15 protein-coding genes and 2 pseudogenes are annotated in these 14750 nt (G+C 37.6%); 3 read left to right on the top strand and 14 right to left on the bottom strand.

Annotation, left to right across the window (positions count from 1 at the left end; translation table 11 throughout):
* Nucleotides 1-18 precede the first annotated feature (18 nt).
* From DB42_RS10470 to DB42_RS06015, 5 genes and pseudogenes are all read right to left on the bottom strand, one after another.
* Entirely contained in the window at nucleotides 19-342 is a 324-nt protein-coding gene (locus DB42_RS10470; protein ID WP_052243922.1) for a hypothetical protein, read from the bottom strand.
* A gap of 24 nt (nucleotides 343-366) precedes the next feature.
* Nucleotides 367-948 carry a guanylate kinase gene (gene gmk, locus DB42_RS06035; RefSeq protein WP_044882173.1) on the bottom strand — a complete coding sequence of 194 codons (582 nt, stop codon included), beginning with the start codon at nucleotides 946-948 and terminating at the stop codon, nucleotides 367-369.
* On the bottom strand, nucleotides 938-1825 hold the full coding sequence (locus DB42_RS06030) for a YicC/YloC family endoribonuclease (RefSeq protein ID WP_044882172.1): 888 nt from the start codon (nucleotides 1823-1825) through the stop codon (nucleotides 938-940). The genes gmk and DB42_RS06030 overlap by 11 nt, the downstream gene beginning before the upstream one ends.
* Before the next feature lie 333 nt (nucleotides 1826-2158).
* A pseudogene (locus DB42_RS11600) lies at nucleotides 2159-2725 on the bottom strand (helix-turn-helix domain-containing protein); the annotation flags it as partial.
* A 352-nt stretch (nucleotides 2726-3077) separates the two neighbouring features.
* Nucleotides 3078-4475, bottom strand: coding sequence for a hypothetical protein (locus DB42_RS06015; RefSeq protein ID WP_044882170.1), 1398 nt, complete (start codon nucleotides 4473-4475; stop codon nucleotides 3078-3080).
* 239 nt (nucleotides 4476-4714) lie between these two features.
* Here DB42_RS06015 and DB42_RS11855 point away from each other — a divergent pair, with 239 nt between their 5' ends.
* Nucleotides 4715-4975, top strand: a complete 261-nt coding sequence (locus DB42_RS11855; RefSeq protein ID WP_052436026.1) for a transposase — start codon at nucleotides 4715-4717, stop codon at nucleotides 4973-4975.
* Nucleotides 4976-5407: 432 nt separating this feature from the next.
* Here DB42_RS11855 and DB42_RS06005 read toward each other — a convergent pair whose 3' ends face one another.
* The 9 genes and pseudogenes from DB42_RS06005 to DB42_RS05965 all read right to left on the bottom strand — a co-directional run bounded on the left by DB42_RS06005 (nucleotide 5408) and on the right by DB42_RS05965 (nucleotide 12362).
* A complete protein-coding gene (locus DB42_RS06005) occupies nucleotides 5408-6160 on the bottom strand; it encodes a hypothetical protein (protein WP_044882169.1) in 753 nt (250 codons plus the stop codon).
* A gap of 120 nt (nucleotides 6161-6280) precedes the next feature.
* Entirely contained in the window at nucleotides 6281-6964 is a 684-nt protein-coding gene (locus DB42_RS06000; RefSeq protein ID WP_044882168.1) for a ribonuclease HII, read from the bottom strand.
* 9 nt (nucleotides 6965-6973) lie between these two features.
* A complete protein-coding gene (gene rplS / locus DB42_RS05995) occupies nucleotides 6974-7390 on the bottom strand; it encodes a 50S ribosomal protein L19 (RefSeq protein WP_039385073.1) in 417 nt (138 codons plus the stop codon).
* A 35-nt stretch (nucleotides 7391-7425) separates the two neighbouring features.
* A pseudogene (gene trmD / locus DB42_RS05990) lies at nucleotides 7426-8085 on the bottom strand (tRNA (guanosine(37)-N1)-methyltransferase TrmD); the annotation flags it as partial.
* A gap of 12 nt (nucleotides 8086-8097) precedes the next feature.
* Nucleotides 8098-8430, bottom strand: a complete 333-nt coding sequence (gene rpsP, locus DB42_RS05985; protein ID WP_044882166.1) for a 30S ribosomal protein S16 — start codon at nucleotides 8428-8430, stop codon at nucleotides 8098-8100.
* Nucleotides 8421-9749, bottom strand: coding sequence for a signal recognition particle protein (gene ffh / locus DB42_RS05980; protein ID WP_044882165.1), 1329 nt, complete (start codon nucleotides 9747-9749; stop codon nucleotides 8421-8423). Before ffh ends, rpsP begins: the two co-directional genes overlap by 10 nt.
* Nucleotides 9750-9790: 41 nt before the next feature.
* Nucleotides 9791-10639 carry a peptide chain release factor N(5)-glutamine methyltransferase gene (gene prmC, locus DB42_RS05975; protein WP_044882164.1) on the bottom strand — a complete coding sequence of 283 codons (849 nt, stop codon included), beginning with the start codon at nucleotides 10637-10639 and terminating at the stop codon, nucleotides 9791-9793.
* 242 nt (nucleotides 10640-10881) lie between these two features.
* Nucleotides 10882-11946: a peptide chain release factor 1 gene (gene prfA / locus DB42_RS05970; protein WP_044882195.1), complete on the bottom strand. Its 1065-nt coding sequence runs from the start codon at nucleotides 11944-11946 to the stop codon at nucleotides 10882-10884.
* A gap of 80 nt (nucleotides 11947-12026) precedes the next feature.
* The gene (locus DB42_RS05965; protein ID WP_039385088.1) at nucleotides 12027-12362 is read right to left on the bottom strand and encodes a type B 50S ribosomal protein L31; all 336 of its coding nucleotides are present in this window, start codon (nucleotides 12360-12362) and stop codon (nucleotides 12027-12029) included.
* A 319-nt stretch (nucleotides 12363-12681) separates the two neighbouring features.
* Here DB42_RS05965 and DB42_RS05955 point away from each other — a divergent pair, with 319 nt between their 5' ends.
* Both DB42_RS05955 and DB42_RS05950 read left to right on the top strand, forming a co-directional pair.
* Nucleotides 12682-13533, top strand: a complete 852-nt coding sequence (locus DB42_RS05955; RefSeq protein WP_044882162.1) for a rhomboid family intramembrane serine protease — start codon at nucleotides 12682-12684, stop codon at nucleotides 13531-13533.
* Between the two features lie 717 nt (nucleotides 13534-14250).
* Entirely contained in the window at nucleotides 14251-14664 is a 414-nt protein-coding gene (locus tag DB42_RS05950; RefSeq protein WP_368665347.1) for an ISAs1 family transposase, read from the top strand.
* Nucleotides 14665-14750: the final 86 nt, after the last annotated feature.

Genomic DNA, 14750 nt, shown 5'->3' with positions numbered 1-14750 from the left:
CTTTCCTCATCATGCCACTTAATCGACGAGAATTTTACGAGCTCTTTTTCTCTCTGGAGCTCCTTTAGAAGAGCTTCCTGCGTCTTTTTCTCCTAAATAATGCCGAGTAACCTCTTTCTCCTCCTGCTTCTTATTTTCAAGAGCGACTGGTTCAAGGTGATCTTTGCCCGCAACGATTTCTTCTAAGATCTGTAAGGCTCTATTTTGTGTGTCTGATTTTACACGTGGATCTCGCCCCGTTAAAATCATATTTTCAGCTAAAGAAATGGCATAGCCTACCATCTCAAACTGATTTTTAAATTTCTTTTTCAAGGCTTCATTGGTGATATTTTTTTGTATCATTTATAAACTTCCCTTTCTGTAAATTTAATATATGCGATGCATTTCAGCTACAATTATACTTTTTAAAGCTTCGTAAGCTACATCCAATTGCTCATTAATAATCTTGTAGTCATATTTCTTTCCTTGCTCTATTTCTCTGCTTACACAGGATAAACGCTCTTCGATCACGCTAAGAGATTCTGTTTGACGCGCTAGCAAGCGCTTTCTTAGCTCTTCGAGGGAAGGGGGTGCTAAGAAAATAAAAGTTCCTTGAATTTTATCTTTTAGTTTAAGCCCGCCTTGTGTATCGATAACCAGGACAATATGGCAACCTTTTTGCTGCTGTTCTTCAATCCAAACACGTGATGTTCCATAATAGAAGCCATAAAGCTCTACGTACTCCAGAAACTCCCCTGCTTTAATCTTAGCTTCAAAATCATTTTTATCAATGAAATTGTAGTCTACACCATCTGTCTCTCCCACGCGAGGCTTTCTTGTCGTGTAAGAAATACTGGGTTTTACATTCGATAGTTCTTGAACCAGTCTTTTAACTAAAGTCGTTTTACCTGTGCCTGTAGGAGCGCTAATAATAAATATTCGCCCTGTATATTGCTTGCTACTCGACATTTTGAATAATCTCACGGATCCTTTCCAGTAGGCTTTTGATTTCTACGACCCGCCGTGAAACCTCTAGTTCGGAAGATTTTGCTCCAATCGTATTAATCTCTCTATTCAACTCTTGAAGAATAAACTCCAGCTTCTTCGCTACAGCTTCCTTTTGCGAAGATAAGACATCCTTAAATTGCTTAAGATGAGCTTGAAAAAGAGTAATTTCTTCACTGATGTCAATCCTTTCTGCATAAATTCCTATCTCTCGTAAAAGCCGTTCTTCATCTTCCCTTGGTCCTATAGAAAATTCTTTTAAACGCTCGGCTAGCTTCTCTCGATAGCGTTTAGTCGCCTGAGGGGCATAGTAGGCAATTTGCTCAATATCTTGATGTAAAGTCTCTAAGCCTTGAGAAATATCAATAAATATAGGGCGGCCTCCGTGTTGCTTCATTTCCACAAAGCTTTGCATAGCTTTCTCAAAAGCTGTACTTAGAGCTTCTCGATAAAGCTCTTCATCCTCCATCTGCTCGTCAAATAGCAAGATGCTAGGTTGCTCAGCCAACATTTTCAAGGTTAGCTCGTGCGTTACAGGAAGCTTTAAAGTAAAAGCTAAATCCTCGGCAGCCTTTTGAATCTTTAGGGCTAAAGGGAGATTGGCTACTACATTTAAAGGAGTCGTCTGATTAAACACTACGGAAAACTTAACAGTTATCTGCCCTCTTCCTATTCGTGCAGAAATCCATTTTTTTATTTCAGCATCAAAACGCATTAACTCTTTTGGGAGTAATACATTTATTTCTAAATGCTTACGATTAACCGATTGAATTTCTGCGGTAAATCTTCCTAGTGCTGTCTCTATAGCACCCCGGCCATAAGCCGTCATACTTCTTAACATTTAAAAAAGCTTAAATTTATTAATAAGGGCGCATTTTATCAAAAATTTGCATAAAAATATAGCTTAATCTCTGGCATGTAGAAATTTGGAAGATTGCCTTTATCCTCAGAGCGTTCTGATGAAAATTATTTGACAAAGACCTTGCCTAGCAATCCCCTCAAATAATCAGGTGCTTTTTCTGGCGCAATGACTAAGCATCCTTCTGCGGCAAATATTTCGACAATATGCGTGATATTATTGTTATCTAAAAACTCCTTTTAGCTGCTTTCCATCAATGATTAATGGCTGATCATTTATTCTTCGCAGTCTAGATATCCAGAAAGTGTAATCAAAAGCTACCTTAGAATAGGTATCGATCACTGTCTGTTGATAAATGCGTCCCAAACCTTTAATAGTGCCTACGTAATAGGTATCCGGGGATAATAAGTAGCCTGAATGTTCAGTTTCAATTTCGCCATGTGCTTCTTTTTCTTCCTTGGCTTTTTCAAGAGCTTTTAGTTGGTCCTCTGTTAATATCATTTCTTCCTAAAGCCATTTTAGCTTCCAATACTTTGAAACGTTTTTGAAAAGTCTTAAAGATTGTATCGTAGCCAAACAGAGCGCACACCTCCTGGCAAAATGAAAACCCCTTGTTTTTTAAGCTCGTTACATACTCTTAATTGTCCATAAGCAGGCTTTTGAAGAGCAAAATCAACAACAGCTTTTTCGATAGACTCGCCCACCTTGTTTTTTATACAGGGTTTTTTACGTGTCATATCCTGAAGGGCTGCTTCTCCATCTGTTTCATAAAGTTCTTTGAATCTATAAAAGCTATCTGTAGAATATCCCATCATCTTACACGCCTTAAGATACATTTCCTAATGTTTCAGCTAGCTTTAAAACACCAAGTTTATTTTTTATAACTTTTTGATGAGTTACTAAATTTGACGTTTGATACTCCTTATTGGTCTTAGAGCCGCTCGCTTCAACTTCAGCCTTGCCAATTTTAATGAGCGACAAGACTTTAAGTCTCGCGGCTTTTAAATTATGTTTCCTTTATTTTTATTACAAATATCAGATTAAGCCCTATTTATTACATTTTTTGGGGAGGGCTGCTTTATAGATAATCTTACAAACTTTTTGCCATCCCTAGTTGCATTCACGCTGTATACTCCTTTGATTAAAGAATAGCTATCTTCCATTCTTTAACCAAAGGCTCTAAATGTTATTTTAAGGATACATATTTAGAAAACTATTTATCTTTACCAGGCGATTACTCACATTTTTTATGAAATAATATAATATAATCAGCTTCTCTTGCTATATTAGGCGAAACTCCATACTTTATTATAAGGTCTTCTGAAGTACCGATCTCCCATTTTTCATACTTCCACTGAGCTAGCATTTTGGGTAGCTCCTTGGATATCTCTGCAAGAACATTTTCTTGTAAAGCTTTTACTTCTTCTAAACTTTTCTCTTTACTATGTCTAAGCATATTTCCACCCCAAGCTGAGCCACGACTGATAGAAACTTTGGGCCAACTAATAGACGGATGCTCCATCTCTTGTTTATCTGCCTTTGAAGTAGATCCTTTAATAGACTTTCGAGAAGAAGAATGGTTTTGAATTACTTCTTCCTCTCCTTTATTTTTTTTCTTCTTGAGCCCTATGATTGTACACATTGTGTTTAGCTGATGGCTATACATACAATCCATCTTACGCGCTATACTGACTCCTTTATAACACTCCTCAATAATATAGTTATGAAACCATCCACTTAAAGCTACTAGGCTAATTTGTGGTTCATAGAAAGTTCCATGAGCTGAAGAAATGTAAGTTTTTTCCTGAGGGACTGAAGAAATGATTTGCATCATTTCTACATCTTTTCTTAAAATTATGCTATTGCCTAAGGGGATGGAAGAACGCATATCTTGAAGGGTTTTTTCTGTTTTTTTAAACTCTTTATGATGGGTTGAGTTAGATGCTTTTTTTCTATGAAGGGCGCTTATAATATTTTTTATGCTTTCTACTTCTTTTTCTGCGGAAGATAGACATACAGAATATTGTTCACTATCATTAGATGTTTTTAAAATAGTAAAAGCTTCTTTTTCTAACTCTCTAATTTTATGAAGCTGCTTATCAAAAATGCGGTTCAGTTTATCACATGTTTGTTGCTGACAATAGTTGCTATCAAGAATCCCTTCATTATCTATAAACATCTCTAATTGATCGGCTAACTTACTTATTACTGGGGCCTGGATTTGGTTAGAGAATAACACTTTTTCTTTAGCGGAATTTATAGGTAAGGGTGTAATGTTTTTAGTCTTTATCTTTTGGCAATTTTTGGTGCTGCTATTTTTAGCATGTATACTGTTTTTATGGGAGTTTCGCCTCTCATAGCTAGGGTCCTTGCATCTTTGTTGAGCAAAATCTAGAATTGCTACAACTATGTTTCCTAATACAGGAATTAATAAAATGCTACAGCGTTTAAAGCTTTTTTTATTTAAATAACTGTAGTAATAGTGGCTTGATGGATTTTCTATGGGTTTGAAAGTCTGAATAGCCACTTTTTGAAAAATGTCTATTAAACTTGTTACAGTGCTTGCTAAGGGAACATAATCTGCATGCCTATCAATAAAAATGTATAGTTTAGCCAAGGTGCTTATTTGCATGTTCCCCCCTTTATTTAGATATAATAGATTAAACATCTATTATCAAATTTATCTTTTAAAGTCCAGAATAAATCTTAGCATTTAAATCTAAATCCTGATCACCATGAAGTCACTCAGATTAAGCGATAAAGGAAAAAGGCGTTCTTGCGTAAATGATAAGAAACGTATGCGATAAGATTGCTCTTTAACGCTTAAGAGATATAAAATTTAGTTTGCCAAGACAAAAATATAGGCAAGCTATGGAAAAAAAGATTAACCACCGCATACGTAATTGGTCCGAGCATAACAAAGCTTTAGCGCAAAGAGGAAACATAACTTTATGGTTCTCAGAGGAGTCCATTAAAGGATGGAGGGAAAATAAAAGCGCCGGGAAGAAGAGTCGCCTAAGAATTTACTCCGCTAATGCTTTCTTATGCGCATTGATGATTAGGGCTATTTATCATTTGCCCCTTCGCACTTTGCGAGGATTTCTCTTGTCTCTGATTACTTGCTCGTTTTGAGACTGCCTGTTCCTTATTATACACGCATTTGCAGGCGTGCTAAAGAGCTTGAACCAGAGCTTAAGAAGCTAAGTCATAGGCTTCCCAACCGACATAGTATTTAATTCCTCTGGGATGAAGGTTTATTGTTCTTTCCAATTAAAGGTTTTGGGTGGTTTTCAACCAATATTTTGCGCCATTCAGGCTCAAATTGTTTACAACAAGCCTCTACATCACAAAAAATAGAGATTAATAAAGCGATATCTTTTTCAATTATTATGACCTTCCATGTTTAAAATTTTTTGGTGAGAAACATTTTTAAACCATGTGAAGATCTTTTTTTAACTATTTCCTTATTTGTCAACTTAAATCTTCATGCAATTTCCCTGACTACTCGCCGCTTAAAAATTTAGAAAGTAATTTGAGGAGCTTCTCGATCTTCAAAATTAAGCTTTATGAAGCCTTTCTGGGAGAAGGCATAGCTTTCAGGATCTCTTTTTGCTTTTCCGTGGATTTAATAGCTCTAAGACGGCGCTTATCAGATTTTTCATCTAACTCTTTAGCCAATGTTAGCGCTTTACGCTTTCGACCACGCTGTTTTTCAATGGTTTTTTCTTCTTCTACTTTTTTCTCTTTCTTAGATTCTTGAGACCGAGAGCGATAGGTAGCTTTCTTCTCTTCAGGCATAGCTGCTTTAGGGGCTGATGCATGCTTTGATTTAACAGAAGAGCTTGCTACATGGTGATTAATAATATGAGCTTGACTATTCACTTTTTTCTGGATGTCAAGCTTAAAGGTTGTTTGAAGGCTTTTAGCTATCCTTTCTAATAAGGAAATATCTTGATGCGACATCTCTTCTACTTGATCTTCTAAATTTTCTTTAGTGATATCGATGGAGATTTCTATCGGTGTGATATCGGTTTTATCTTGCTTTTTTAAGATAATGCTTGCAATTTCGCTAGGTTTCAATCCTTTACCCACATATTTTACGGTGCCTTCGCGACGTTTGCCGACTTTAAGCCAAATCTTACCCTCATTAAGCTTAGTAATTAAAGCTTCTATTCTTTCTATACTGTCGTGCTGATTTAGCTTCACTCTTTTGATCGTATAGCTTTTTTTTCCATTTTCACGTGATATGCTCACTGCCACTTCATATAAACGAAGGGCATTAATGTCGTTAAACAAGTCTTGCGAATTTATTTTCATGCTTATACCTTAATTTTTAACCTTAAATTATCATATACATATATTAACTTTCAAATACAACTAATTTATAAATATTATATTAAGATTGTAATGAAACTCAGCTACCTAGGGAAAAACTAATTAGAAAGTTAAAGAGAATGGAGCATTTTTTATGCCAAGTTGATGCTTAACTGGCCCAAAACTTTGGCGATGGATCGGGCATACTCCATGCACCTTAAGTGCTTCTAAATGCTTGGCCGTTCCATACCCTTTATGTTGATCGAAACCATAAAGAGGCCATTGTTGATGATACTCAATCATGAGACGATCGCGAGTTACTTTGGCAATAATAGAGGCAGCTGCAATAGATTGCGATTTAGTATCCCCTTTAATGATCTTTTGAGTAGGAATGCTAGGATGCGGAAGCTTTAAACCATCTACAAGCAAAAAATGAGGCTCTAAGCTTAACTGCGCAACAGCCATAAGCATAGCTGCTATAGTGGCCTGATAAATATTGATTTTATCGATAGCAGGAGAATCAATTACCCCTATTCCATAATGAATATCGTCATGGCGGGTAAGAATATTATACAATTCCGTACGTTTATCGCTGGATAATTGCTTGCTGTCGTTAACTTCGGGAATTAAAAGGCCTACAGGAATGATGCAAGCTGCTGCAACTACAGGTCCTGCTAGAGGGCCTCGCCCTGCTTCATCGATGCCTGCAATAATCTGATAACCTTGTTGCCTGGCTTCTTCTTCAAATATAGTGAGGCTAAGCAAGCGCTTAGTTTCACGCTTGCCAATTTTCTTTAACTCTGACATTGAGCCATTTTAGCTTTCGTTAGCAACATTTGCAGCTACAGGCTCTTTTTCAACTGCAGCGCTTTTGCGATTAAAGCCTACGCGACCTTTAACTTTAGAAGCTTTTCCTGAAGTTCCTCTAAGATAGTATAATTTAGCACGGCGCACTTGACCTTCTTTTATGACTTCAATTTTTGCTATGCGCGGGCTATGTAAAGGGAATAGACGCTCCATACCTTCTCCATAGGCTACTCGATGTAAAGAAAATGTTTCGGAAAGCCCTGAACCTTTACGGGCAATCACTGTACCTGTAAACACCTGAATACGCTCTTTCTGACCTTCAATAATACGAGTATGCACACGGATAGTATCGCCAATTCTAAAATTGGGAATATCTTTTTTAAGCTGTTCGTTTTGGATCATTTCGACCAAAGCATGTTTTCTCATTTTTTCTACTCCTCAAGATTTATATTTAACTTTTGCCATAAATCGGGTCGTACACGTTGAGTTTTTTCTAACGATTTTTTACGACGCCATTCGGCGATCTTTTTATGGTCCCCACTTAATAGAATTTCGGGGACTGCTTTACCTTCATAGCTCTCTGGCCGAGTGTAATGAGGGCACTCTAATAATCCATTTTCAAACGAATCTTCGGCGGCCGCACTTTCATGCCCCAGTACACCAGGTACAAACCTAACGAGTGCATCAACAAGAACTATGGCACTTAAACACCCATTCGTTAATACATAGTCTCCAATGCTAATCTCTTCATCTACCTCATCTAAAATACGCTCATCAATGCCTTCATAATGCCCACATAACAGAATAAGGTGATCTTGTTGAGCTAATTCTCTACATTTATCTGCCTTGAGGAGGGGCCCTTGGGGCGACATATAAATCACTTTAGCGCCAGGCTTTTTAACACTATGGATGGCACTAAGCACAGGTTGGGGCATCATGACCATTCCAGGTCCACCCCCATAAGGTCTGTCATCAACTTTATAATAGCGATTGTCTGCAAAAGTACGTATATCAATGAGATTGATATCTAAAAGGCCCTTTTTCCTGGCCTGCATGATAATGCTTTCATCAAACGGCCCTTTAAAATAGTTGGGAAATAGCGATAAGATATCAATCAGCATTGGTGTAAGTTTTTAAGTGCTCACTTTTTTACGAGCCTTACGTTTAACAGCATATTTTGCTCGTAATGCTAGTTTCTTATCCACCAAACCACGTACAAGGCTAGGGGCGCTTTTTTTAATTAAAGCTTCTGCAGAATCGGTTAAGACAGCACCTTGGCTGAGCCAATGTTGTGCACGTTCTGCATCTAAAGAAAATTCTTGCTCTACCTGTGTAGCAAACGGATTGTACCAACCGATTGCTTCAACATATTTTCCATCACGTGGCGAGCGGCCATCAGCCACCACCAAACGGTAGAATGGACGATTGTGACGGCCTTGCTGTCGCAATCTAATTTTTAACGCCATAGGGATCCTCCCATCATTTTTTCTAAATTTTTTATATTAGGCATATTCTTAAAGAACTGCTTTGCTTGTTTAAATGATTTAACTAGCTTATTGATATCTTCCATCTCTGTCCCACTTCCTTTTGCTATTCTTTTGCGCCTGGAGACGGAAAGCTCTTCACTTTCTGCTCTTTCCTGAGGAGTCATAGATAATATAATAGCCTCTATTTTAAAGAACTCTTTTTCATCAATTTCTAAAGATTTAAGCGCACTCATGCCGGGCAGCATTCCTAAAAGGCTTTTCAGAGAACCCATTTTTTTTACCGCTTGAATTTGCTTAAGATAATCTTCATAAGTAAACGTAGCTGAACGTATTTTTTGTTCTAAGTTTTTGGCATCTTCTTCACTTATATGCTCTTGAGCTTTCTTTACCAAATTAATGGTATCACCCATACCTAAAATACGATGAGCCATAGACGAGGGATTAAAAACTTGAAGATCCTCAACTTTTTCGCCTATCCCTTCAAATTTTAAAGGTGCGCCTGTCACTTCTCGTATCGATATGGCTGCCCCTCCGCGAGCGTTTCCATCCAACATGGTCAAAATTGAACCAGTTATAGCCATACGTTTGTTAAATTCTGCGGCACTGTTAACAGCATCTTGTCCCGTCGTTGCATTGGCAACAAATATAATTTCTGAAGGCTGCAGAACTTTTTTGATTTCTTCTAACTGCAGCATAAGTTCTTCATCAATATGCAGTCGCCCTGCTGTATCTACAATCAAAACATCAAATTCTTCTTTTTTAGCTTTTTCTAATGCATGTCGAGCCACTTTTATAGGATCTTTTTCCTCAGGAAGGTTAAAGACAGGGATTTCAATTTGCTGTCCCAACGTCAATAATTGTTCAATAGCTGCAGGTCTTTGTAAATCACAAGCTGCTAATAAAGTTTTTTTACATAGTCCTTTTTTCTTTAAATAGCGTGCTAATTTAGCAGCATGTGTCGTTTTGCCTGCTCCCTGAAGCCCACATAACATAATAACAGCGGGCTTCCCTTCTAACTTTAGCTCAGCTTCTCCCCCACCCATCAAAGAAACAAGTTCTTCATGAACAATTTTGATAAACTGCTGGCCTGGAGTAACTGCTTTGATAACCTCATCGCCTAAAGCTTTCTCTTTAACCCTTTTAATAAGAGTTTTAGCCACTCCATAGTTAACATCCGCTTCAAGCAGGGCTAAACGCACTTCACTAACAGCGTCAGAAATGTTTTCTGCGGTAAGTTTTTTTGCACCAGCCAGTTTTGAAACTAAACCTCGCATTTTTTCAGTTAGAGCACCAAGCATGAAAATCCTTAAAAATTTCAGTGGAGACAATACTTGAAAACTTATTCATTTTCAAGGAAAAAGAATCGATCTAAACCAGCCCAATCTTTATCAACTCTATAATTTCTCCATCCAGATTGACTAAATAGTTTACATAGAGAGGGCCCTTGGCTACTTCCCATTTCAAGCCACACTTTTGCTAGAGGAGCAAGACATGCCTTCATCTGCTCACTTAAACGCTGATACATCTCTAAACCAGAAGGTCCCGCAATCAAAGCTAGGCGGGGTTCGAAATCCCGCACTTCATGGTCTAACCCTGCAAACTCATACTCGGCAATATAAGGAGGATTACATACTAGATAATCTACCTTTTTGCCCTCAAAAGGTTTTAATAAATCGCCCTGTAAAAAATGCACTTCTACCTGATTTTCTTTTGCATTTTTTTTAGCAAGATCAAGTGCTTGAGGAGAAATATCAGACAAAGTAACTTCTAAAAGAGGAAACTTTTTCTTCAATGAAACTCCTATACATCCAGATCCACAACATACATCCCATAAATGCAGGCCGCATACTTCAACCTGTTCGAGCTGTTTAACAATCTTATCAACGAGAATTTCTGTTTCTTGCCGAGGAATAAGGACATCTTTATTAACAGATATCTGGCATCCATAAAAATCCATTTTTCCATGAATGTAGCCAAGAGGTTCTCCTTTAGCCCTGCGAGCCAGGCGCTCTCGGCAAATTTTTAATTCCTGCTCTTCTAAAGGACGATCAAACTGCTGGTAAAGCTGTATACGAGAGAGTTGTAAAGCATCACATAATAGATATTCAGCTTGAAGTTTAGGATTTTTGATTCCTTTTTGTGCTAAATATCCAGTTGATAAATTTAATATATCTTGAACAGTATTCAACCTTTACTCTTTATCTATTGTATTAAGGGCAGAGCTTTAAAAAAAATGCCTATTGGAGATAAAAAAAAACCGCATCGCACCCCCTGCATGAAAGCTTAAGAATTTTTTACATCCTTTCTGCCTGATAGTCTCATTCTTTATCTTATTTGCTCTTCAAGTTTAGCATACATGAAAAAAAACTTGTTCACTGACAGTAATAATTAAAGAGCCAGCAAAAAAAATAAATGCAGGATTAAGCTCTCTCAACTTCCAAACATTTCTTTATAATAGTGAGCTACTAATGCGGAGGTTATATCTTCCATATCCCCTTCCATAATTTTATCCAAATTGTATTTGGTAAGATTGATACGATGATCTGTTAAGCGGTTTTGTGAAAAATTATAGGTACGAATACGTTCTGAGCGATCCCCACTGCCTACTTGAGCTGCACGGTTTGAAGCTAACTCTTGAGCTTTTTTCTGTTGCTCTATCTCAGTAATTTTAGCTTTAAGTAAACGCAATGCTTTTTCTTTATTTTTATGCTGGCTGCGTTCTTCCTGACAATAAACGACAAGACCTGTGGGCATATGAGTTAATCGCACTGCACTATCCGTGGTATTTACGTGCTGCCCTCCTGCTCCTGAAGATCTATAGGTATCCACGCGTAAATCTTTTTCATCAATTTGTACATCTGAGTCTTCATCGGGTTCTAAAAGTACAGCTACAGTGATAGCAGAAGTATGAACTCTACCCTGCGCTTCAGTGGCAGGCACCCGCTGAACACGATGAGTTCCCCCTTCATAGCGTAAATTCCGATAAACGTTTGGACCGGATAGAACCATAACGTATTCTTTAAAGCCACCCATATCAGAAGGGGTGCAAGATAATAATTCATAATTCCATTGTTTATTGTCAGCATACATTTTATACATGCGAACGCAGTCTCCCACAAATAAAGCAGCCTCATCACCTCCTGTGCCCGCTCGTAACTCTAGGATGGTAGGACGATTATCATTAGGATCAGGAGGTACAAGAAGTGTTTCCAAATGTTTTTGCAACTCAGGAAGCTTGCTTTCAAGTAGATGAATGTCTTCTTGTAAAACATGAGAAAATTCAGGATCGCTCTCTGCTTTTAGAAGTTCTCTATTGTCGGAAAGTTCTTGTTCAGCTTTTTTAAGATCATCCCAGGTAACTTTAATCTCAGCTAAGTAAGAATGCTCCCGCGTCAGTTCTTTATATTTTTTTTGATCATTAAAGATCTCAGGATGGCCTAAGATAGCTTCAACTTCAGCTAAGCGGAGGAGGAGCTGTTGGACTTTTTTTTCAATCATGATGAGGGAGATAAGTCTACAAAGCTTTCCTCTAACAAAGTTGTGGAGGAAAGCTTTATAAGGTAGAATTTAAAGAATTATTTCTTTTTCTTTTTGGAATCTTTTTTTGCTTCTTTTTCTTTAGGCTGCTCTTCTAATTTTCCTTCAGGCTCTTCGTTATTCACTTTGCTTTGAGCAGTAGCATAACGTTTTTTAAATTTATCAACGCGGCCTTCAGAGTCAACTAAAGCTTTGCTACCCGTAAAGAAAGGGTGAGAAGCCGAAGAGGTTGATAAATGATAAACAGGATACTCAGTGCCTTCAAATTTATCCATTTGCTTTGGCTGTAAAGTAGATCCACATACGAATTTATGTCCTGTCGAAGAATCAACGAACAAAATTTTTTGATATTTAGGATGAATATCTTTCTTCATCAGAATTAACTCCCAAAAAGGTTAACAAATTTAATTTTCTTAAGTTACGAAAAAATGATAAAATGTGTTCAATAAAAAAACAAGCCTTTTCTTCGCTGTTTTTCAACACATTTATTTTCAGAGTAGAAAACCGGGGTGAAGCTAAACAGGTTTTGTACTTAATGATAGGCAATTGATTGAAATTTTTGCTTCTTAACTCTAAGATGTCTAAACATTCGTATTTGCAAAACTTAACACCCAATTTTTTACTATGTTTTATCATTCTTCTCTATTCTCAAACTACGACAAGGTTCCTAAAAGCCTTAAAATCCTAATTTGCATGACAGCTATAGTTACTGTATGTAGCGCAGCACTAGAACCTCTTTTTATCGCTATCTTTAAAATATATGGACCTCAAGAAATTTTAGGACTCTCCCCCTGGGGTATGGCTAACTCCTATTATTGGCAACTTATTACATCTCTTTTTATTCAAAAACATGCAAATGGCATTAATTTATTTTTACTTATTAACCTTACCTTTAATATGTATATGCTCTGGCTTTTTGGATCCCAACTCGCTGAATCCTATGGAGAAAAATCTTTTCTACTTCTTTATTTTATGAGCGGCATTCTCGCAAACCTAGCAGCTTTAGCAACTGTTTCCCTCTTATCACCTTATAAAATGTTTATTATTGCAGGCTTGGCTCCCTCTCTGCTAGCCATCTTTGTAGCCTGGGCCATGCTTCATCGAGAGACCACCCTTCTCCTCTTTTTTTTAATCCCCATTCAGGCTAAATCACTTCTAGCTGCTGTGATTGCTTTTTCTCTTCTCATCCCCTTATCGGCACTAGATTTTGTGAGCCTATTTTACCATATGGTAGGCATCGCGTCCGGCTATCTTTATAGCGCAGTTGTTTGGCAACAACCGACGCCTTACCTATACATGCAAAACATAGACAAAATTTTTATGGGTTGGGGCTACAAAGTGCGCACTAAAATTCAGCGCTACTTTTTTTCCACCCCCCAAAAGAGTAAAATTGTCGATATCAAAACAGGGAAAGCTACTCTAGGAGATGATGCATTTATTGACGAGATGCTAGCCAAAATTTCCCGCTCTGGAGAACAATCTTTAACGCGGCAAGAAAAAGACCGCCTGCGTAAAATTTCGGAAGAAAAAATGAAAGGGAACTAAGAGAGCTTGCATTTTGGACAGCCAAATCACACTCTAACTTATCAGCTCTCTTGACCTCAAAGTGGCATATTGTGTCTTTTTATGATGATAAACCCCTTCCGAAAGCTAAATTTTGCTTATTACCAAGTATATTTTATAAAACATGAGATGGCTTTTCCATGGGGGAAGATCTCACCTAAAACAAAATAGGAGCTAGTAAAGAGGCATCTTCTGCTTGCTAAATATAGTTTTAATAAAGATCCTTCCTGCGTGAAAGATTGAAACTTTCCAGCGCAATATTAAGAACTTAAAATCTATGCACTATGCACTTTCTCTTCCAAGCAACAGAAAACTTATGCTAGGACGATTTGAAGGCCTTACAGGCATCCATAATGGAGAATCTCCCAGACGCTTTTGCTACCGGGCCCTCCACAAAGCTTAAAGGGCAAGCTTCATCCCCTTTGGAGAAGGATTTATAAAAGCTTATTTTGGAGTTTGATTACCGGCGCTCGTTGGTGTGATCTTTCAAAAGGACCAAACTGAGGATCAAGATGTACTCCTCATCGATAGTTGAGTAAGTGGCAAGAAGACAGAACGTTAGACACCTTGCTATCAGCATTCAAGGAATGCGCAGATGTGGCTGGGATGATTAATGGAGAGAGGCTAACTGTAAAGGTTGTTTTTTCAGGGGGGAAAGGAGGCTGTGAGTTATTATACTAAGATTAAAAGGATAAAGGCATAATTACTCCTCTTTTATTAGATAGTAATGGCAATCCACTAATATTTGAAATAGCTGGTACTAAAAATATAGAAAGATATTTTATGCAACGGGCACAAAATATTGCAGAGGCCATTAATAGAGTGATTGCTATAGATGGCAGAACATTAAGAGGTTCTCATGATACAGCTCGTAAAGAAAAAGCTATTCATATGGTTAGTGCCCCTGCAGCGGAGAATAAGTTAATACTCGGCCAGCTTGCTACGGACACCAAATCAAACAAAACAACTGTAATCCCCTTGTTATTGAATATGCTTGATATCCAAGGAGCTACAGTTACCACAGATGCAGCGGGATGTCAAAAGGATAAGCTTAAAAAGATTCGCTATCCAGGAAGTCATTACTTAACTCGCACTGAAATGAATCTCCTATAAGCTGATCCAAAAACAAAAGCTAAGAATTAAGACGCAGAGAGCAAAAGCCGGAAGAATCGAGAATACATGATGGAAATGCTAAATAA

This window comes from Neochlamydia sp. EPS4 (genome assembly GCF_000813665.1).
Taxonomy (GTDB): Bacteria; Chlamydiota; Chlamydiia; order Chlamydiales; family Parachlamydiaceae; genus Neochlamydia.
Note: the sequence above shows the minus strand (reverse complement) of the source record. Positions and strands in the feature narration are given on the sequence as shown.

Coding starts and splice junctions, on each gene's coding strand:
- DB42_RS10470 (WP_052243922.1), bottom strand. CDS start 342: ATGATACAAAAAAATATCACCAATGAAGCCTTGAAAAAGAAATTTAAA.
- gmk (WP_044882173.1), bottom strand. CDS start 948: ATGTCGAGTAGCAAGCAATATACAGGGCGAATATTTATTATTAGCGCT.
- DB42_RS06030 (WP_044882172.1), bottom strand. CDS start 1,825: ATGTTAAGAAGTATGACGGCTTATGGCCGGGGTGCTATAGAGACAGCA.
- DB42_RS06015 (WP_044882170.1), bottom strand. CDS start 4,475: ATGCAAATAAGCACCTTGGCTAAACTATACATTTTTATTGATAGGCAT.
- DB42_RS11855 (WP_052436026.1), top strand. CDS start 4,715: ATGGAAAAAAAGATTAACCACCGCATACGTAATTGGTCCGAGCATAAC.
- DB42_RS06005 (WP_044882169.1), bottom strand. CDS start 6,160: ATGAAAATAAATTCGCAAGACTTGTTTAACGACATTAATGCCCTTCGT.
- DB42_RS06000 (WP_044882168.1), bottom strand. CDS start 6,964: ATGTCAGAGTTAAAGAAAATTGGCAAGCGTGAAACTAAGCGCTTGCTT.
- rplS (WP_039385073.1), bottom strand. CDS start 7,390: ATGAGAAAACATGCTTTGGTCGAAATGATCCAAAACGAACAGCTTAAA.
- rpsP (WP_044882166.1), bottom strand. CDS start 8,430: ATGGCGTTAAAAATTAGATTGCGACAGCAAGGCCGTCACAATCGTCCA.
- ffh (WP_044882165.1), bottom strand. CDS start 9,749: ATGCTTGGTGCTCTAACTGAAAAAATGCGAGGTTTAGTTTCAAAACTG.
- DB42_RS05965 (WP_039385088.1), bottom strand. CDS start 12,362: ATGAAGAAAGATATTCATCCTAAATATCAAAAAATTTTGTTCGTTGAT.
- DB42_RS05955 (WP_044882162.1), top strand. CDS start 12,682: ATGACAGCTATAGTTACTGTATGTAGCGCAGCACTAGAACCTCTTTTT.